This window comes from Undibacterium sp. KW1, assembly GCF_009937955.1.
In the GTDB taxonomy this organism is placed as follows: Bacteria; Pseudomonadota; Gammaproteobacteria; order Burkholderiales; family Burkholderiaceae_D; genus Undibacterium.
Window position 1 is genome coordinate 2,996,757 of the sequence record NZ_AP018439.1, and the last position, 20,601, is coordinate 3,017,357.

The 20,601-nt window shown below is 51.6% G+C and carries 14 protein-coding genes; 7 read left to right on the top strand and 7 right to left on the bottom strand.

The features are described from left to right. Positions 1–22: 22 nt before the first annotated feature. Positions 23–1,483, bottom strand: coding sequence for an IMP dehydrogenase (guaB, locus tag UNDKW_RS13490; protein WP_162059111.1), 1,461 nt, complete (start codon positions 1,481–1,483; stop codon positions 23–25). 147 nt (positions 1,484–1,630) lie between these two features. Here guaB and UNDKW_RS13495 point away from each other — a divergent pair, with 147 nt between their 5' ends. Then, the gene (locus UNDKW_RS13495) at positions 1,631–2,101 is read left to right on the top strand and encodes a DUF4124 domain-containing protein (RefSeq protein ID WP_232063380.1); all 471 of its coding nucleotides are present in this window, start codon (positions 1,631–1,633) and stop codon (positions 2,099–2,101) included. Positions 2,102–2,108: 7 nt separating this feature from the next. Here the strand turns inward: UNDKW_RS13495 and UNDKW_RS13500 are convergent, their stop codons facing one another. Both UNDKW_RS13500 and UNDKW_RS13505 read right to left on the bottom strand, forming a co-directional pair. Beyond that, the gene (locus UNDKW_RS13500; protein WP_162059113.1) at positions 2,109–2,405 is read right to left on the bottom strand and encodes an RnfH family protein; all 297 of its coding nucleotides are present in this window, start codon (positions 2,403–2,405) and stop codon (positions 2,109–2,111) included. Beyond that, the gene (locus UNDKW_RS13505; protein WP_162061930.1) at positions 2,398–2,829 is read right to left on the bottom strand and encodes a type II toxin-antitoxin system RatA family toxin; all 432 of its coding nucleotides are present in this window, start codon (positions 2,827–2,829) and stop codon (positions 2,398–2,400) included. The genes UNDKW_RS13500 and UNDKW_RS13505 overlap by 8 nt, the downstream gene beginning before the upstream one ends. Positions 2,830–2,940: 111 nt before the next feature. On the opposite strand from UNDKW_RS13505, the gene smpB reads away from it, so the two are divergent. Then, positions 2,941–3,390 carry an SsrA-binding protein SmpB gene (smpB, locus tag UNDKW_RS13510; protein ID WP_162059114.1) on the top strand — a complete coding sequence of 150 codons (450 nt, stop codon included), beginning with the start codon at positions 2,941–2,943 and terminating at the stop codon, positions 3,388–3,390. 24 nt (positions 3,391–3,414) lie between these two features. On the opposite strand, the gene UNDKW_RS13515 is transcribed toward smpB, so the two are convergent. Then, positions 3,415–3,930 (bottom strand): hypothetical protein, encoded by a 516-nt coding sequence (locus UNDKW_RS13515; RefSeq protein WP_162059115.1) that lies wholly within the window; start codon positions 3,928–3,930, stop codon positions 3,415–3,417. Positions 3,931–4,010: 80 nt separating this feature from the next. On the opposite strand from UNDKW_RS13515, the gene ompR reads away from it, so the two are divergent. From ompR to UNDKW_RS13530, 3 genes are all read left to right on the top strand, one after another. After that, the gene (ompR, locus tag UNDKW_RS13520; RefSeq protein WP_162059116.1) at positions 4,011–4,778 is read left to right on the top strand and encodes a two-component system response regulator OmpR; all 768 of its coding nucleotides are present in this window, start codon (positions 4,011–4,013) and stop codon (positions 4,776–4,778) included. A gap of 46 nt (positions 4,779–4,824) precedes the next feature. Further along, positions 4,825–6,186 carry an ATP-binding protein gene (locus UNDKW_RS13525; RefSeq protein ID WP_162059117.1) on the top strand — a complete coding sequence of 454 codons (1,362 nt, stop codon included), beginning with the start codon at positions 4,825–4,827 and terminating at the stop codon, positions 6,184–6,186. A 154-nt stretch (positions 6,187–6,340) separates the two neighbouring features. Further along, on the top strand, positions 6,341–7,282 hold the full coding sequence (locus UNDKW_RS13530) for a retropepsin-like aspartic protease (protein ID WP_162059118.1): 942 nt from the start codon (positions 6,341–6,343) through the stop codon (positions 7,280–7,282). 98 nt (positions 7,283–7,380) lie between these two features. Here the strand turns inward: UNDKW_RS13530 and UNDKW_RS13535 are convergent, their stop codons facing one another. Then, positions 7,381–13,101 (bottom strand): hypothetical protein, encoded by a 5,721-nt coding sequence (locus UNDKW_RS13535; RefSeq protein WP_162059119.1) that lies wholly within the window; start codon positions 13,099–13,101, stop codon positions 7,381–7,383. A gap of 205 nt (positions 13,102–13,306) precedes the next feature. Here UNDKW_RS13535 and upp point away from each other — a divergent pair, with 205 nt between their 5' ends. After that, positions 13,307–13,939 (top strand): uracil phosphoribosyltransferase, encoded by a 633-nt coding sequence (gene upp / locus UNDKW_RS13540; RefSeq protein ID WP_162059120.1) that lies wholly within the window; start codon positions 13,307–13,309, stop codon positions 13,937–13,939. 43 nt (positions 13,940–13,982) lie between these two features. Then, on the top strand, positions 13,983–15,149 hold the full coding sequence (locus UNDKW_RS13545; protein WP_162059121.1) for a pyridoxal phosphate-dependent aminotransferase: 1,167 nt from the start codon (positions 13,983–13,985) through the stop codon (positions 15,147–15,149). Positions 15,150–15,164: 15 nt separating this feature from the next. Here the strand turns inward: UNDKW_RS13545 and UNDKW_RS13550 are convergent, their stop codons facing one another. Both UNDKW_RS13550 and UNDKW_RS13555 read right to left on the bottom strand, forming a co-directional pair. Beyond that, positions 15,165–16,628, bottom strand: a complete 1,464-nt coding sequence (locus UNDKW_RS13550) for a DUF3999 family protein (protein WP_162059122.1) — start codon at positions 16,626–16,628, stop codon at positions 15,165–15,167. Next, a complete protein-coding gene (locus UNDKW_RS13555; protein WP_162059123.1) occupies positions 16,625–20,566 on the bottom strand; it encodes a DUF2339 domain-containing protein in 3,942 nt (1,313 codons plus the stop codon). Before UNDKW_RS13555 ends, UNDKW_RS13550 begins: the two co-directional genes overlap by 4 nt. Positions 20,567–20,601 lie beyond the last annotated feature (35 nt).

Below are 20,601 nucleotides of genomic sequence, written 5' to 3' on the forward strand. Positions count from 1 at the left end.
CTTCTCAAGCGCATTTCAAACATTAGTCAGCACGGTAATTTGGCGCTTCTTTGGTGATTTGCACGTCATGCACATGTGATTCACGCATGCCTGCCGAGGTGATTTCAACAAATTCAGATTTGGTATGCAAATCGTCTATCGTCGCGCAGCCACAATAACCCATGGAAGAACGCACGCCACCCACCAGTTGATACAGGATGGCCAGCACACTGCCTTTATAAGGAACACGCCCTTCGATACCTTCAGGCACCAGTTTGTCGGCATTATTGGCCGCGTCCTGGAAATAACGGTCAGCAGAGCCATCGGCCATCGCACCCAGGCTACCCATGCCGCGGTAAGACTTATAGCTACGGCCCTGGAACAGGATAACCTCACCTGGTGCCTCTTCAGTACCGGCAAACATGCTGCCCATCATGACAGTTGATGCGCCAGCAGCAAGAGCTTTGGAAACATCACCGGAAAAACGCACGCCGCCGTCAGCGATACAAGGTACACCAGTGCCCTTGAGCGCATTGGCTACATTGGCTATTGCAGTAATCTGCGGTACGCCAACACCGGCAACAATACGTGTCGTGCAAATAGAACCTGGGCCTATGCCAACCTTGACTGCATCCGCGCCATGTTCAACCAGTGCCAGGGCTGCTGCTGCAGTAGCGATATTGCCGCCTATGACTTCAATATGCGGATAATTGGTTTTCACCCAACGCACACGGTCCAGCACGCCTTTGGAATGACCATGGGCAGTATCGACAACGACAACATCGACACCGGCTTTTGCCAGCAAGTCTATGCGCTCTTCATTATCGGGACCTACCCCAACAGCTGCGCCTACGCGCAATTTACCTTGTTCATCTTTGGATGCAAAAGGATGCTCGGTTGATTTTTGGATATCTTTGACAGTAATCAGGCCACGTAGCTCAAATGCTTCGTTGACAACCAGCACACGCTCCAGGCGGTGCTTGTTCATCAGGCGCTTGGCTTCTGCCAGATCTGCCGTTTCATTGACACACACGAGTTTTTCACGTGGCGTCATTTTGGCGCGCGCTTCTGCGTCCAGTTCTTCTTCGAAACGCAAATCGCGGTTGGTAATAATACCAACAACCGTTTTGCCTTCTACGACCGGGAAACCGCTGATGCCGTGTTGTTGAGACAGGGCAATGACTTCGCGAATTTTCATGTTCGGCGGGATGGTGATAGGATCACGCAATACACCGGACTCAAAACGCTTGACCTTGGCAACTTCGCGGGCTTGTTCTTTTGCCGTCAGGTTTTTGTGAATAATACCGATGCCCCCCTCCTGAGCCATGGCAATTGCCAGGCGTGCTTCAGTGACCGTATCCATCGCAGCTGATACCAAAGGGATATTCAGATTGATGTTGCGAGTCAATTTGGTCGCAAGTGAGGTATCTTTAGGGAGTATGTTCGAGTATGCAGGGACGAGTAGCACGTCATCGAACGTGAGTGCTTTTTGGAGTAAACGCATAGTATTTCCTATAGGCGCAAAACCGAATTATACAGAAAACTTGCGAAGTCGTCTTGCTCCGTGTAAAACTCTTGCATAATCCCATGTTTTTCTTGAAAGCAAATTATGTCTATCTTACGAGTATCACGATCAGGCGCTGCACTTTTAATGTCGTTAGCATTCTGTGCAGTCGCACATGCGCAATATGTGTGGATTGATGACAAAGGCAATAAGCAGTTTTCGGACTTGCCACCTCCAAAATCCGTGCCCAAGGACAAAATCCTCAAAGCGCCAGGTGGTGCCAAGGCCGTCCAGGCACCAGCAGCAGATGACAAAGCAGCTTCTGCCAGTCAAGCTGCGCCCAAGCTGGAAAAACCCGTAACGTTGGCGACCAAGAACGAAGATTTCAATAAACGCCGTGCCGAGCAAGCTGAAAAAGACAAGAAGGCAGAGCAAGAAAAGGCAGCCGCTGATGATAAGGCAAAAAATTGCGAAAGAGCCCGTAATTATCAACAGTCGCTGAATTCCGGCGCACGCCTGAGCCGTACAGACAAAAATGGCGAACGTAGTTTTTTATCTGATGCTGAGCGTCAACAAGAGCTGGATACAGCAAAAAAAGCCCTGGCTGACTGCAAATAGCAGAAAATCAGGTACCTGCCTGTTTTTTAGCCCTGCGCCTGCGCGCCTCCATGGGGTCCGCGACCAGGGGACGGTAGATTTCTATCCTGTCCCCTGCGTGCAAACGGCTGTCGAGCGCCTTGAGTTTGCCAAAGACACCAACCTTGAGAACACTGACATCAATCTCAGGATGCGCTTGCACAATGCCACTTTGCTGTATCACCTGCAGAATCGTGGCATCCACAGGCGCCTGGACATCCAGTAAACTGGTCCTATCCAGTCCGGCATAACAGACCTGGACAATCATGTTGATTTGCTCAACCATATAATGTCTCGGCACGGGCGCAAAAGGAATCGACAAAACTATTGGCGATCTTGGAGAAAACAGGACCTATCAAATGTTCCAGCAATTTGCTGGAAAATTCATAGTTAAGTTCAAATTCAATTTTGCAGGCATCTGCGCGCAACTCAGTAAACTTCCAGCAACCCGATAATTGCTTGAATGGTCCCTCAACCAGACTCATCTCAATAGAATGCGGGCGTTTATTACTATTACGCGTCGTAAAATGCTGTTTTAAACCATGATAATTAATAGCAAGCGTGGCAACTAGCTCATGATCGGTACGCTCTGCCACCCTTACCTCGCCACACCATGGCAGAAATTGAGGATAATTTTCCACTTGATCAACCAGAGCAAACATCTGCTCAGTGCTGTAAGCTACGAAAACTGTTTTATGTACAACTGCCATCAAGAAGAACCATTTGGTAGAATCACAGGTTCGCATTTTAACCGAGTCATAAGCAGTACCAAAATGCATTCATGCATTTCCGCACTCTAATTTGACCAATTTTCATCCTACATGAGCATCGCTGATAACAAAAAAGCATTCCACGATTATTTTATCGAGGAACAATACGAAGCTGGCATCGTCCTGCAAGGCTGGGAAGTCAAAGCCATACGCGCGGGCCGTGCGCAGTTGAAAGAAGCCTATGTCATCGTCAAGAATGGCGAAATTTTCCTGTTTGGCGCGCATATTGGGGCCTTGCCGACGGCCTCTACCCATATTCACCCTGACTCTGTACGCACACGTAAATTATTGTTAAATGCGGCAGAAATCAGCAAACTGATAGGCAAAGTAGAGCGTTCTGGCTACACCATGGTGCCGCTGAACCTGCATTTCACCAAGGGGCGGATCAAATGTCAGGTCGGCCTCGCCAAGGGTAAAAAGCAGCACGACAAGCGCGATACTGAGAAAGAAAAAGACTGGCAGCGCGAGCAACAGAAAATAATGAAGCAAAACAGGCGCTGATATTTATTGAGAATTTGGGAAGATTTAGCGGGCAGGACGATATAGTTCGTGCCCGACATCCTGAATCTGGCGACGCAGGGCGCGCTTTTCTTCCGGCGTGAGACGACCAGCTTTTTTGCTATCCTCAGCACTGCCACAAGCGCGTTCGCCAATATGGCGAGCGTCATTACAGCGTTCAAGCAAGCTGTTTTTTTCAGCCTGTTTATTAAGTTGCCGCTCGCGCTGTTTTTCTTCTTTGCGCGCTGCATCATTTTTTTGCTGGGCATTGCCGTTATTAAATCGCCCCCATAGTGCCGAACCACCATTACCTTTATTATCCGCCATAGCCCCAGCAGTCACGATCAGCGACAAGAGCAGGACAGAAATTTTTTTGTACGGTATATTCATCGACTTGAAAACGAATGGCCTTGCAAGCAAAACCGGTGAGGCAAGCAAAAAGATATAAATGGATTGCAATTCTAAGTGCAAATGGCCGTGCCTTACCAGCATCAATTTGTATGAATTTAGTTTACGATAGCCACATGAATTGCGCAGTCCCATTCCGTAAAGTGTGTAACAGTTTGTAATCCAGAATATTAATTTTGTTTGCAAGCTCACTCTATGACAGTACTATTAAGCCCATGAACACGACGCCCCCTACCCCAGACTCCACAAATAACAATTCCAGCAACCCCAAGGCCAAGATTCTGGTGGTTGATGATGATCTGCGTTTGCGCGATTTGTTGCGCCGCTATCTGACAGAACAAGGTTTTCAAGTCGTCAGTGCAGAAAATGCCCAGGCCATGAACAAGCTCTGGATACGTGAACGCTACGACATGCTGGTGCTGGATCTCATGTTGCCTGGCGAGGATGGCCTGGCCATCTGCCGTCGGTTGCGCGGCGCCGGCGACAAAACCCCCATCATCATGCTGACCGCCAAAGGCGAAGAAGTCGATCGCATCATCGGCCTCGAAATGGGTGCAGACGATTACCTGCCAAAACCATTCAGCCCGCGCGAGCTGGTTGCCCGCATCAATGCCGTGTTGAGGCGTAAAGCTCCAGACGAATTGCCTGGTGCACCTTCCGACGGTCCACAGACTTTTGCCTTTGGTGACTTTGTCCTTGATCTCGGCACCCGTACGCTGAAAAAAAATGATGACAATATTTCACTGACCACAGGTGAATTTTCTGTATTGAAAGTCTTCGCCCGTCATGCCCGCCAACCACTTTCGAGGGAAAAACTCATGGAACTGGCAAGAGGTCGCGAGTATGAGGTATTTGACCGCAGCCTGGACGTACAAATTTCACGTCTGCGCAAACTGATAGAACCTGATCCCAGCAATCCACTTTACATACAAACAGTATGGGGGCTGGGCTATGTGTTTATTCCTGATGGTCAATCACATTGATATCCAGGCTATTTTTACATCAGATTGTTTTCTTTGCAAAACTTGAATGCGTGATTACCTCAACAGTCTGGACTGGCTAAAAAGCGGACTGTTCTGGCGTACCTTCCTCATGCTGGCCGTGCTTGTCACCGCCAGTATGCTGGCCTGGATGTCCAATTTTCGCACCCTGGAAACAGCACCGCGGGCTCAGCAGATGGCGGCGCAAATTGTCTCCATTGTCACTATCACGCGTGCGGCCCTGACCCACTCTGCCCCAGAGAAACGGCATGAACTCTTGCGCGACCTGGCCAACAAAGAAGGTGTGCAGATCTACCTGCTGGAAGATACTGATCGTGTAGAAGAGCCAGAAGCCACCCCCTTCTTTCTTGAATCCCGGCCCCTGATGTTGCGCGGACTGGGGAATAACACCCGCTTTGCCAGCAAGCTCAACGGTATCAGCGGCTTCTGGATCAGCTTTGATATTGAAGAAGATCATTACTGGTTGAGATTGGAGCAAGACCGCCTGGACCCTCCTATAGGGCAGCAATTATTCAGCTGGGCTATCCTGACTCTCTTTTTGACCTTGCTGGGTGCAGCCATCATCTCCAAGCTCATTAATGACCCATTATCACGTTTGAGCAATGCAGCACGCGCTGTCGCCAAAGGCAAACAACCACCACCTCTGCCACAAAAAGGCCCAAAAGAAATCCGCGAGACCAATGTCAGCTTCAATACCATGATGGAAGACCTGGTCAGGATAGAAACAGACCGCTCCATCATTCTGGCCGGCATTTCGCATGATTTGCGCACCCCTCTGGCACGCATGCAGCTTGAAGTTGAAATGGCCAGCCTCAGTGATGAGGCCCGGACCGGCATGCAATCCGATCTGCAGCAGATGGATGACATCATCAGCCAGTTCCTTGATTACGCCAAGCCCCTGGACAAAGTCGAATTCGAGCGCATCAACATCAGCGAAGTCATGCAGCAAATCATGGATGAGGCTTTTCGCTTTCAAAACCTGCGCCTGCGCACCGCGATCAAACCAAATATCTATGTCAATGGCAATCTGACTGAACTCAGGCGTCTGTTCAACAACATCGTGGAAAATGCCTGTCGCTACGGAAAAACCCCAGGCTCCCCCGTCATCACACTCGACGTGCAATGCTCACGCAAAAACAAGGACAGAAAGCTGGGCATACAAATCAGCTTCCGTGATCATGGGCTGGGTGTGGCAGAACAAGACCTGGTCCGATTGCTGCGACCCTTCACCCGTGGTGATGCTTCGCGCAGCCAGGCCAATGGCTCTGGTCTGGGCCTAGCCATTGTCGATCGCATCATCAAAAGCCATGGCGGCAAATTGCGCATCTACAATCATGCTGAAGGCGGTTTTGTCATCGTGATAGCACTACAGGAAGCAAAAGAAGCCTGATCCCCTACCGACTTCACGGATGGCTTTGATCCGACAACCAGACCGTAATACCGAAACAAATAGCCTGACGCACATCAATAAAACCCTCTGTTACAGAAAAGTTTAAATGTTACAATTGCCGCAATTTTTAGGGCTCTTAAAGACCAATAAACTCATGCGTAACCAAATTTCAGCCCTGCTCGTCACCTGCATTGCAATCAGCTCACCTTCCTTTGCAGAAACCTATCCTCCTTCAGCCTATAAAGACGGCGCTGTAAAGTGCATGCAAGTACGCAGCTATGATTGCGCAGAAAAAAACTGGAACCAATATATCAAAATGCGTCCTACCGACGCAAAAGCCATCGCCAGCCTGGCAATCACCTATCATTGGGCAGACAAACCGGAGGCGAGTATCGTCCAGGCTGAAAAAGCCATCAGTATGGGAGAAGGCGCCTACGACTTGTTCGCTGCTTATTCAGAAAGCCTTGGAAAAACCGGTCGTATAGAAGAAGCCATAGACTGGGGCTATAAAACACTGGCAATAGTTCCCAGTCTGGTGAACGTGCGTGGCGACGTTGCGAAATATCTCGTCATGCGCAAGCGCGAATTTGAAGCTCTGGCCCTGCTCGCCTCATTCGATTCGTCACTGGAAGCACAGGGGCACGGCCATTATTTTGACGGCCAGCGCATCGCCATTGAATCGTCATTGGAACGCCAAGGGCAAACTGCCACCACAACAGTGAAAAGCATGCGCCTGCCAAAGACCAAAGAGCATTTTTACGCTCCCGTAAAACTTGGCAACAACAAAATAGAAGCATTCATGGTCGACACCGGTGCCACCAAAACCACGCTCAGCGACGATATGCTTAACGACTCCAAAGTGTCCTACAAAGTGGTAAAACCTCTCGTTAATATGCAGACTGCGGATGGAAGGATCATACAAGCCCGCGTCGTCACGATCGACAATATCAAAGTTGGCCCATTTGAATTACGCAAAGTCACGGCCGCAGTTTGCAAAACCTGCCAGCCACTGCTGGGCCAGGGATCGCTGTCGCAATTCAATATGGCGTCTTCCAAGACGCAGGGAGTAGAATTTTTGACTTTGGAATTGCGTTAATTGCGTTAATTACCTTCGCACATTAATCGCCCACTACCATGTAATAGTTAAAAAGCCGCGCAAATTGCGCGGCTTTTTTGTCCATACTATACTTCTGATTAGCGACTACCCGCCAAAGCCAGTTGAGTGGTCGTGACCTTACTACCTTCGTCCGCCTTTGAGGGCGCCTGATCAGCAGGAGCAGCCAACTCATAAGTCATGTGCAAGCCACCATTCACTTTCTCGACTGGCGCAAGTTGTTCCAACACGGCCGTTTTTTGCGTCACTGCACGGGAAGCTGTCGCGCCGCTCAACGCAAAATTACTGAAACCGGCAAAACCTGCAATACCAGCACATAACAACAAACCGGCAATAACAGATGGGCGCAGACGGAAGCGTTTTTGTACTTCGTCTTGCTGAGCTGTTGCATCATAAGCCACAGTGATCGGTGCTGCCGCCAGCATTTGCTCAACCTGTTGGCGCCACTCTTCTGATGTTTGCCTGTTACTGAGCAGCTTGCTGATCAGGGCTTGCGCCAGTTGTTCTGCTTCCTGATGCTCAGCTTCCAGTGTTTGTTTTGCCATTTCTGCTTCGGCTTGCAACTCCTCTTTTTGTTGCTGGATCTGCAGTCTGTTTTGTTCCTGCCATTCCCTGGCGGATGCCAAAGCCTGTTCAATAAATTCCTGAGCAGCAGCTTGTTGCTCAGCACGTTGTTGCAACATGGCTTGCAGTTCTGCTTCGTCGGCAGCTTGTTTTTCCAGTTGCGCCTGCAAGGCTTTTTCATCGGCGATACGTTTTGCTGCCGCATCTGCTAATGCCTGTTGCTTTTGCTGAGTTTGAACTTCAACCGCAATCAATTGCTGCTGCAGCTCTTCTTGCAATGCCGCTTCCAATGACAATTGTTCTTCGAGTTTGGCTTGCAGCACACCTTGCTCTTCCATGCGTTTGGCGATAGCAGCATTAAGTGCCTGCTCTTTTTCCAGCCTTTGTGCTTCAGCCGCTTCCAGTTTGGATGCCAGCTCAGCCTGTAATACTGCCTCTACTGCCAGGGCTTGCTCAGCTTGCTTGAGCAAGTCACTCTCTTTCTCTGTACGTGCTGCAAAGCTTGCGGCCAAAGCCTGTTCTTTTTCCAGTCTCTGGGCTTCAGCAGTATGCAGTTTCGATGTGAATTCAGCTTTCAATTCTGCTTCCACAGCCAATGCCTGCTCAGCGTGGGCCAGCAATGTGTTTTCTTCTTCAACACGCGCGGCTATAGCTGCAGCCAGTGCTTGTTCTTTTTCCAGCCTTTGCGCCTCCAGTGTTTCAAGCTGGCTTTCTTCCAATAATTTGGCGCGCAGTTCTGGCAGTGCTTGTTCGTCGGCAGCGATTTGCAGGGCCGTGGCTTCTGCAATTTCACGCTCCAGTGCCAGTTTTTCTTGTTCCAGTGCGTTGGCGATCAACAGTTGTTCTGCGCGTTGCTTGCTTTGTTCTGCCAATTCTGACTCCAGACGTACGCGTTCTTCTGTCGCCGTAATGACCAGACGTTCAGCTTCCATTTTTTCTTCTATGAGGCGCAAGGCATCCTGCGTCATTTGCAGGCTATCCATCTCCATCTGTCTTTGCTGCTGTATGGTGATGATTTCGCGCTGTGCCAGCTCTGCACGTTGTTGTTCTGCTTGCTGCAAGATGAACAATTCTTCAGCACGGGTCTGCGCTGCTTCAGTGGCTTGTTGCTCGGATATTGCCAGTGCATTTGCCAGTTCAGTTGCTTCTTTTTCGCTTTGCAACCTTGCCTGGATGGCGACATTGGCATCTTGCTCTGCATTTGCGCGAATTTCGCACAGGCTCAGGTATTCTTGCTCTGCCAGTTTGCGTTGTTCTGCTTCTTGTGCTGCTTTTTGTTCAACCGCCAATTTTTGCTGCACCAAACTCAGTGCTTCAAGTTCAGTGGCAGCGCGCTGGTTTTCAGTCATGGTCAGGGCTTCAGCTTCGCGCAATCTGGTTTCTGTCGCTTCTGCTGCCAGACGCTGTGCCTCTGCGTGTTCAGCAGAGCGGGCCAGCAATGCTTGTTCAGCATTCGCCAGGCGCAATGTGGCTTCCAGAGCTTCTTGCTCCTTATAGGCACGTTCGCTTGCGGCTTCGGCAAATTCACGTTCTATCGCCAGTTTGGCTTGCAGGGTGATTTCTGCTGATTCTTCCTGTTCCAGTTTGGTTTTCAGCTCAGCACTGATTTGCTGTTCGACAGCGATTTTTTCCTGGCTGGCACGGCTCAATTCCAGCAACAAGGCTGTTTTTTCTTCGAGTACGACGGCTGCCTGGAGTTTGATCAATGCTTCCTGAGCCGCTTGTGCCAACCATTGTTTTTCAGTTTCATTGAATTTTTCTGCCAGTTCGCGTGCTTGGGCTTCAGCAGCCTGGCGCTCAGAGATCAATTTGTGTTGCGCTTGTTCTGCCACCAGACGCGCTTCTGCTTCTGCAGTAGCTGCCAGCTCCGCCTGTTGTTTGGCTGTCAGGCTGTCCAGTACCGCTTGTTCAGCAGCGATACGTTGTTGTTGTGCAGCCAACAATTCCTGCTCTTGTTGCAGACGTTGTGCGAGCAGCTCAGCCATGAGACTTTGTGCATCAGCATGAGCAGCCAGTTCCTGGAACAGGGCTTTTTCTGATGCCAGGGTTGCTTCGGTTGCGGCGCGGATGATTTTTTCTGCACGTGCGCGAGCTTCAGCAAACTGTTGTGCCTCAGCTTCGCTGGACAAACGACTTTGCACGTCTGCGTGCGCTTCTTGTTCTGCCTGCAGTCTGGCTGCTGTGGTGTCCAGCAAGGCCTGATCATCTGCCAGGCGTTGCTGCAAGACAGCGTCAAGTTCAGCAACTTTTTTATTCTTTTCAATGACCAGTTCGTGGGCTTTATGCTGGCTGGCAGCATACGCTTGCGCCTGGATTTGCAGGGCTTGTTCGGCTTGCAATTTGGCCGCTGTCAATTCATTGGCTTCTTGCTCTGCCCTGGCCCTGACTGCTGCAGCCTGTGCATGTTGCTGTTCTGCTTTTGCTCTGACAGCCGCTGCTTCTGCGGCAATTTTTTCTGCGGCCAGTTTTTCTGTTGCAGCTTTTGCTTCCAATTCTGCAGCATCAGCTTTTTGTTTTTCCAGCCTGGCTTGCTCCTCAAGAGCCATCGCTGCCTGCTGCTGCGATTTGGCTTTTTCCTGTTCAAGTTGCGTCAATTGAGTAGCAGCTTTCACCCTTGCTGCAGCGGCAGTTGCCGCTTGTTGTTCAGCCTTGGCTTGTTGATTGTTTTGCTCCAGCAGTTTTTTTTCTTCTGCGACCTTGCTTTCCATCGCAGCACGCAAAGCTTGCTCAGATTGCAGACGGGCCAGGTGCTGGTCACGTTGTTCCTGCTCTACTACTGCCTTGGCTTGCAATTCTGCTGTCAGGCGTTTTTCTGCTTCCAGTTTTTGCTGGACCAGGTTCAGGGCTTTTTGCTCGGACTCTGCACGCAAGCGCAAAGTCTTGCCGAGTTCTTCAGCTTCAACAGCCTTGGTTTGTGCCAGTACCGCAGATTGTTTTTGCAGATCTGCGTGTTCCTGCATTTTTTGCAGGCGTACTTGTTCTGCTGCGATCATGGCCTGACGTACTGCACGGGCTTCTGCCTCTTGTTGCTGGCGTGCGTTCAGGACATTGGCATGCTCACGATCAGCATGAGCGCGGGCAATGACTTGCTCGGCGGCTGTTTTTTCAGCTTCCAGTTTTTCCTTGGCTGCTCTTGCCGCCTGCTTTTCTGCTTCCAGATGCATTTGCTCTGCGCGTGCCATTTCTGTGGCTTGATGGCTAATCAGCAAAGCGACCTTGGCTGCCTTGCATTGAGCATCTTTTTGCAGTTCGGTTTGCTCAAGAGTAGTTTTTTCTGCATCAAGTGTGGCTTCCAGCGCCAGTCTTTCTTCGCGTTCAGCTTGTTCCCTGGCGGCGGCAATTGCCTTGGACTCCTCTTCTGCGCGCAGTCTGGCTTCAGCTTCTTGCTGGGCGGCTTGTTCAAGTTGCAGCTTTTCCTGTGTTGCCTTCAGCACTTGTTGCACTGCATTGGCACGGCGACGTTCTGCCTGTAGTTTTTCTTCCTGAAGTTCCATCGCTTTCACCTCATCATTAGTGCGTTGCTGTTGGACGCGCAGAAGTTCGCTGGCATCTTGATTTTTTCTGGCAGCGGCTGCGGCCATTTTTTGCTGCAATTCCACCTGCTCCATGGTTTTTTCCAGGCTCAGTTTTTCTGCCACACATTCTGATTCCTGAGCGATGCGGCGTGCATGTTCTGCCTGCTCTTGCATGCGCAAGAGTTCTGCGTGAGATTGCTCTGCCTTGGCCAGGGCTTCCGCTTCTTCTGTCATTTTGCGTTCGGCGGCCAATTTTTCCTGCAAGGCGGCTGCAGCTTTTTGTTCTGCTGCAGCGCGCATTTTTTCAGCCATCATCAATTCCTGGGCTTTTTTGGCTTTATCTGCGGCTGCCAGGTTGGCGCGTTTCAGCAATTCAGCCTGGAAGGCACTGGCACTCAGGGCTTGTTGTTCTGAATCGGCTTTTTCACGAGCATCTTGTACCGCCTGTTTTTCGATCTCCAGGCGCTCTTTGGCCAGCTTGGCAGCCCGTTGCTCTTCAGCGACACGCTGGCGGGCATTGTCTGCAGCTTCCTGCTCAGCCAGACGACGTTGGCGGGCTTCTTCTGCCAATGCGGCTTCAGCAGCTTGTCTTGCCCGCGCTTGCAGGTCAGCTTGCTGTTCGTTTTCTATGCGCGTCATGGCAGTTGATTGCAGTTCGCGCTCTGCGCGTATGCGTGACTCGGTCACCATGCGGATTTTGTCCTCTGCTTCACGACGGGCTTGGGCAGTCGCGGCAGCAATCTTTTCTGCCTGTTCGCGTTTGTTGGCAGCAATGCGCAAGTCTTCTTCCGACTGCATGCGCAACTGTATGGCTTCTGCTGCTTTTCTTTCAGACTCCATTCTGGCCTGGGCAATTGCCTCTTGACCTTGCTCCAAGGCAACGCGCGCCAATGCATCTTCACGGGCGCGCAATTCCACTGGGGCGCGGTTGATGGCATATTCCAGCGCCATGGCTTCTGCCTGGTCGCGTTCTTTGCTGATTTGCAGGGATTCGCTGCGGACTTTGGCCAGCATTTCTGCAGTTTCACGGGCTTCGCGGTCGCGTTTTTCACGTTCGCGTGCCAGTTCAGTAATACGGGCATCAGCGCGGGCGCGTTCTTCTGCCTGTTGGCGTGCAGATTGGGATGCGGCAAAGCGTTCTGCAGCCCAGTTGCGGGCATTGGCGGTTTGCGTTGCGAGTTTTTCTGCTTCTGCATGGGCTTGAGAAGCCAGTTCTGACTCAGCTTTGAACTGATGCTCGGCTTTTTCTATGGCTTGTTGTTCGAGTTTGGCACGCTGTTCTGATTGTTCACGGGCCCGTGACTCTATCAGTGCGCGTTCTTGCAGATTCCTGGTTTCTTCGGCGGTGGCAGCTATTCTGGCTTCACTGGCGGCGCGTGACTGGCGTTCTGCCATCAGTTTTGCCTGCGCGCCGGCGATAGCTTCTTGTTCCAATGCCAGTTTGCGCTGAGCCAGTTCGGCGGATTCTGCTTCTGCCTGCGCCCTGGTTTCTGCCAGCGCCCTGGCTTGGGATTCTGCTTTCAGCCTTGTTTCCGCTGCTACGGTGGCCCTGGCTTCTGCCTCTACCCGTGCGATGGCTTCACGAATACCTTTCACATCGATGCGGGTATTGGACTCAATTGCCTCTTCTGGTGGCAAATAATTGTCCTTGCGGTCGCCATGGCGATCGAGGGAGTAATCTCCCAGAGATAATTTATTTAACAACGCCTGATTGCTGTCCATTTCTGCACTCCTGATCTGATAGTCGTTCACCGTCATCGCGGGCCCTGCCATGCCGGAACTTCTTATACTGGATTATCAATCAAGAAAAATTTGACGATGGCTGGAGCAGAAGTGGAAAAACACCTCAATTCCTGATTTATCCGTTTCCCTTAATGCTGGCTGGGACGTAAAATAGCGGTCAACTCAACATTGCCGGAGAATTACCTTGAACGAACTCGTTACCGAAATCAGACACCCACTGGTGCAACACAAACTGACGCTGATGCGCAGCAAAGACACGCCGACGGATAATTTCCGCCGTCTGTTGCGTGAAATCAGCCAGATGCTGGCGTATGAAGTCACCCGTGACCTGCCTATTGAACTGGTCAAGATCGAAACGCCGATTACCACCATTGATGCACCAACCATCAGTGGCAAGAAGTTGTGCGTGATCTCAGTCTTGCGCGCTGGCAATGGTATTTTGGATGGCATGCTGGATTTGCTGCCAAATGCGCGCGTAGGCCATATCGGTCTGTACCGTGACCCAGAAACACTGGAACCGGTCGAGTATTACTTCAAAGTGCCAGAAGATATCGCAGACCGCCTGGTGATCGTGGTTGACCCCATGCTGGCAACTGGCAACTCAGCCGCTGCCGCCATTTCCCGCCTGAAACTGCGTGGCGCGACGACGATCAAGTTCGTGTGCCTGCTGGCTGCCCCGGAAGGTATCAAGGTCATGAATGCGGCCCATCCTGATGTACCTATCGTGACTGCTTCAATTGATGACCATCTCAATGAACATGGTTATATCGTGCCTGGCCTGGGCGATGCCGGGGACCGTTTGTTTGGTACAAAATAATCGTTTTATATCAATCGCTTATAGTTTTTGAAGAGTTTCACTGATGACGACTACTGCCCGCTTCGTACCTGAGTCTAAATTGCCCGAAGTGGGCACCACCATCTTTTCAGTGATGTCTGCCCTGGCAGCAGAGAAAAAAGCGGTCAATCTTGGTCAGGGCTTCCCTGACTTTAGCTGCGACCCTGCTCTGCCTGCCCTGGTAGCACAGGCCATGACGGATAATTACAATCAATATCCGCCCATGCCAGGCATGCCGCAGTTGCGCGAGCAAATAGCCACCAAGATCAAGAACATCTATGGTCATGCTTATGATGTGAATACTGAAATCACCGTCACTGCTGGCGCGACCCAGGGTATTTTGACGATCTTGCTGGCCTGCGTACATGCAGGTGATGAAGTCATTGTCATAGAACCTGCGTATGACAGCTATGTATCCAGTATCAAGCTAGCAGGCGGTGTGCCGGTGTTTGTCAGTATGGAATTGGGGACAAATGGCTATGCCATCCCCTGGGAAAAAGTAAAAGCCAGCATCACTGACAAGACCCGTTTGCTGATGCTGAATTCACCGCATAACCCTACCGGGTCGGTACTAAGTGTGGATGATATCGCCGCTTTGAGCGATATCGTGCGTGATACCAGGGTATTGATTGCATCCGACGAGGTATATGAGCACATGGTGTTTGATGGTCAGCGCCACGAATCGCTGTCGCGCTACCCTGAGCTGGCAGAGCGCAGCTTTATCATTTCCAGCTTTGGTAAGACGTATCATGTGACAGGCTGGAAAGTTGGCTATGTAACGGCACCGGCAGCACTGATGGCAGAGTTCCGCAAGGTCCATCAATACAATGTCTTTACCGTCAATACACCTATGCAGGTGGGATTGGCGCAGTATATGAGCAAGCCTGCCCCGTATCTGGAGCTATCGGACTTTTATCAAGAGAAACGTGACCTGTTCAGGGCTGGCCTGGCCAATTCACGCTTGCGCTTGCTGCCATGTGCTGGCACTTATTTCCAGTCTGTTGATTATTCAGCAGTTTCCGACATGACTGAACTGGAATTTGCCCGCTGGCTGACGACTGAGATTGGTGTGGCAGCCATCCCGGTTTCTGCTTTTTATCAGCAAGGCAAGGAATCTGGCATCGTGCGTTTTTGCTTTGCCAAGCAGGATACTACCCTGCAAGACGCCTTGCAGCGCCTGCAAAGCATTTAATACCTGAGCAAATACTCAGGTCTTTGCCTTATCTTCTGACATATTCTTCAGCAGGGACCATACCATCCCGCCCAATAATAATAAACCAACACCTAATGCCGCCCATAACCAGGGTTTGTGCTCTTTGGCGGGTGTCTTCTCAGCGACTGGTTTGACCACAGGCTGAGGTGCGACATAGTCGGCAATTTCCACACTGGCGATATCGGCCTGCACTGGCTTACTCAAATCCATTTTGGGAATGAGCGTTGTCAAAGGTATTGCAGCCCCCTCTTTGTTCTCCATTCCCCATTCGAGTTGGTAAGGCGGTTTGCCGCGCGCCAGAAAAACCAGCCTGCGCGGTAAGCTGGCGATCTGTATCTCAGGCAGGGTTTTGCGCAACTTGCTGAATGGGCTATCGGTTCGCAAGCGCAAAGTCTTATAACTGGCACCATCCAAGAGCAAATCAGGTGACTTCACTTCACCATTCTGCAGATTGATTTTATAAACCATGCTGTCATTCAACCAGACTTGTTGATCTACTACCTGCACTTCAGCATTACGCTTCTGATTCCTTAAGACATGCAGAGGATATAGCGGACTATGTCTGTGATGATAAGAGGACACCGGCGCAGTTGTCGTCGTCACCTGCGCCAGCACTGTGATATGTAACAGGGTGTTAGGCTCGCTCACCAGCAAACGCAGGCTGTCTATGGGCGTGTTGTCCGGGATGGAATAATCACAATAATTTGCACCACAAGCCCTCACCGGAATTGGCTTACTCCATTGCAAAATCGGTGGTGTATAGACTTCTTGCTGGCTGTCTATGATAACGCTGTCCAGCCAGGGTGCATCTGCAGGATTATTCCAGCGCAGGCGCAAATACTGCGCACTGACATGGTGTAGCCTGATGCCAAGATTCTGCAACATGGAACCCTGATGACGCAATTGCACCAATTGTTCGCTACCCAGCGATTGCCAGTTTTTCAGGTCATCACTGCTTTCCAGCGTGAAGCCAAACATGCCATCTACCTGTTCAGCTATACCGAACCTGGCTTGCAATAACTTGCCCTTGATCTTGCTGACATCAATAATCCAGGCAGGCACAGGATTTTGCCTGGTGATTTTCACTTGCGACAAGGCGCTTAGTGAGCCATCTGCATTTTGCCGGAAGCTGCTGAAGCTGCTGCTTTGTATGTCTTTCAAAGGAAAGGCGCTGACTGTTTTGCTCTCAAGCTTGGCACTCGCCGTTTCTACGTCTGCCCAGGCAAACGACAAGAGATCACCATCAGCATTGCGCACACGTACATCATGCAGATCGGGATGCAGGCTGCCAGGGTAAATACTGGTTGGTATATCCAGTTGAAAATACGGCCCCACTCCCGTGCTGGTGATGACAGCGTGCTTTAGCTGCGGAGTAATCGCCTGTGCTGCAACTACAGCTGAAGCTATCGCACAGGCAGCCAGCAATGACAATTTCATTTTCAGCTTGCTTATACTCATGACGCCTTCTCCTGGTCTTCTGGTGTCTCGTCATCCGTGGATGCTGCAGCTGCCTGCATTTCTTTTGGCTTGACAGGTACATGTGCAAAGTAGCCAACCACCAGCAGCAATATCCCAACGCCAATGAAAGAGACAATACGGTATAAGCCACCACGGTCTGCCAGTTCTATCAGGAACAGTTTCACTACCACGACGCCCAGCAAGGCAGCGCCGGCTATCCAGATGCTGCGTGACATGCGGCGGTTACCAAACAACATGACAGACACGCCGCAAATTGCCCAGGTAATGGAAACGGCAGCCTGACTCAGGCGCGAAGCAAACAAGGCATCTGCATCCCAAGGCACGCCGGCAAAATGGTGGCAACTACGCAAGACTATGCCCGTCAACAACGCCAGGGCTGTAGCGGCTACCAATGCTGTCGCGGCATGCTTGGTGTCTGTTTTGAGTGCCGCCATAGGTAAAGCGCGCCACCAGTGCAATAAGGACGCCAACACCAGCCATTGCCCCAATTCCAACGGATTCAGTAAAGGCAGATAAGGCAAGGGGCTGGCATCGCCCGCGCTGAAGGCATTGGTCAACCAGCACCACGCCAGCAAATACAGGGCAACGGGCGCACATGCCTGCTCTATATAGGCTTTACGGTAAGAATTAAGCGGCCACCTGACTGCCAGCGGTTTGGCACCAATGAACCAGAAGACCAACGCAGGCACCAGCACCCAACCCAGTAATGGCCAGCTTGACCAAGTATCAGCCAGTGGCGCAAGGCGTGCCTGACCTTCGCGGGCTGCCAATAACAGGAAGAACCAGAATCCGGCGATATGCGTCAGACTCAAGAGTGGCGAAGAAGCAGCCATCCAGTTTTGCTGCTTCTTCAGTAGCTGCAAATGCCAGGCCAGTGCGAGGGGCCAGGCCAGCCAGCCCAGGTTTGCAGATGGCAAATAAGACCCATCCGCGCCGACCACGCCTATCAAACCAGCAAAAATCAGCAAAGGCAAAGTAACGATGGTGGCAAAACCCATTTGAGGCCATTGACGCCAGCCTGCCAGTGCCGCCATCAGGGCTGAACTGACCAGACCTATCACGATAGCGACGGTCGAAGAATAATTGCGGTGATCTGTGCGCACCAGGGATTCCAGACTTTCAGGGAACCAGGCACTCAACCACCATGCCAGCCCCCAGACAACTGGCAAACCAAGCGCCAGCTTGCTGTTGCACCAGGGATTGAGCCAAACAGATGGCAATTTTTGCCCTGCAGCATTGATCTCATCCGGTTTTGCAGCATGACCAAATCCACTTAGTTCCAGCAGCACGGCACGCATTCTGGCAGTTTCAGCCCGGATCAGATCAGCACTGAGCCATGCTGACACAGCCAGCGACAAAGGCACCAAAAAGCCTAGATGCGCAAATGCCGTGCCCTGGTATTTGCCAGGCTCCACCAGACACAAACCAGCAGCAATGACTTGCAAAGCAGCAGAGAAACCTGCCAGCGCACCATGCGACATGCGCAAACCTACCCACAACAAGAGACAGGCCGTTAATGGCCAGATCAATGATGCCTGCGTCAGGTTGATGGCAAACAGCATGGCCAGATGCAACAGTGCACTACCACTGACGATGGCAACCTGGTTCCAGATTGACCAGGCTGGCGGCAAGGATTTCGCCTGTGCAGCCCGCTTGGCCGCCACCATGGAGCGCCCTGCACTGAACAATATGCTTCCAGCAATGATGAGAGCTGCCAAGCCACCTTTCCAGCCATCTTCCAGCGCAGCATTACCATTGACGGCAACATGCAGGGTCAACATGAAAGAAGCCAGCGCGGCAGCCTGCAAAGTGGCAGAGATATGTTCAAAAACCTTCAGCGCATAACGACGGGCAATGGCCGATACCAGCAAGGCCACGACTGCCATTGCCGCTGCTGCAAATTGCGGGGCAAGCAACATCCAGGGCAACAAGGCCAGTGAAGCAACGCCTAGCCACGGCAATGCGGCATTTGGCATGGCTTCCCAGCTTGCAATATTCTCTGGCTTAGCTTTTCTATGCAGATTCCAAACCACAAAGCAGCTAATTGCCAGCAATACCGGGCCCAGCAAACCACCCTGCAACAATGGCCCAGTTGCCTCGGGATTGATATAGATACCATGCAAGAGCTTGTACGCAGCTCCTACCATGACGACATAGGCAAAACCGCGCGCATAAGGACGCTGCTGGCGTATGCCCAGCCAGTACATGCCTGCGCCCTCAATGGCCCAGGCAGCACCTGTCCATGCGCCTTCCAATCCCAATGGTATCGCCAGCGTGGCAAAGATGGCAGCCACGATGACATAAGCCTCTGCCAGCAGAGCCAATCCCTGCCTGGCTCTGGAAAACACAAACCTGGCCAGCAACAGGTAAAAGAAGCCAACAGCCAATGCAGAAAAAGCAGCGCCAAACTCGGTATGTTTGACCAGCATGTATTGCATGCCAAAGGCGGTGATGGGATTGCCAAACACCAGCGCGCTATCAACCCGCCCTACCCGCTTCAGGGTATCCAAAGGACCTTCCTGCACTTCCGCTTCTTTCAGGGTGCGGCGGGCAAACAGCAAGCCTATCAGGGCAAACAGGACGAAGAAAAAAATCAGAAAAGGCTGGACTATGCCGTACTGGCTATCGGTATAACTCCGCTCAGCCCAGCCCAATGCCAGGGTAAAAGTACCAACAAAACCGATCAGGTTCAGCACACGCCACGCATTGAACCAGGCGACCACGAAGATACCTATATCCAGCACGGCCATGTATGTGAACAAACCGAGCGGACGGTTTTCACCGGTGGAAATCAAAACAGGGGTGGCAAAACCTTCAATTGCGGCAACAATGGCCAGCACAGGGGCATTTTGCAAGACCGCCAATATGGCACTGAGAACAGACACCAGAAACAGGAAGCCAAAGCCAACATCAGGAGAGATCAGCGCATGCAATTTCATTGCCGACAGTGCGGTCAGGTAAAACACCCCTATCGCCATGCCTTGCAATATCAAGGCATAGTCGCGGCGCTTGCTGCGCAAGAACCAGCCAAGTGCCAGCAAGACCACGCCAGACAGAGCCACACCTGCGTAACGCAGTTCCACTGGCACCGTGACCCGCTCTGCGGTATAGCGCAGCAAAAATGCCAGGCCCAGAAACAAGATCAGGACACCGACTTTGACCAGTGCATTGCCACCAAAAATCAGTTTCGCCAGCGGCGCAGGCAAGCTTTCTCTCAACGTTTTTGGAGGCGGTGGTGGTGGGCGTTTGGCAACCGGCGGTTTTACGATGGCGGGACTTACTATTGGCGATTCAATTGCTGCAGCTTCTACAGTTGCCAAGGGCTCTGTAACTTGAGCCACTGCCATTGGAGTGACTTGCTCTGTAACGACCGCCGGAATTTCTCTGGCAAGAATCGCTTCTTCCAAAGGCTGCATATCCAGGTCCAGCGCTGGTGGCTGCGCATTCTCTTGCGCGCCAGCAGTAACAGCGTCAGCCTGTGATCCAAATGCCGTTGTCAGCGGCACAGCTACGCTAGTGCTGGCGTCGGCTGCTTTTGCAGCAGCAAGAGCAACCTGGGGCTCTGCCATTGCTTTTTCTTCTGCAGCCGGCTGGCTTACCGGTTCTGATTGTGCTGCGGCATCCTTGATGATCAGGCCACCGGCTTTGAGCTCGGCCATTTCACGCTCCAGCGTTTGCAGCCGGTGTTCAAGCGTGAAAATTTTCTGGCGCATCTCTGCCATTGCATCGACAGGTTTGCTTTGCGCAGGCTGGTTTATTGGTTTATTCGCCACCGGCTTGGTATTGGTATTAGTCTTGCGCGAACTGGCGATCAGATATCCAACAAAGCCGCCGGTCAAAGCAAAAAAGAACATGGCAGAACCAGAACCGGTCGCCACGCCCAAAATAAAGCCTATGATTGCGCCCACAAACCACATATATCATTTCCTTGGATTACAGTATGCCAATGCGG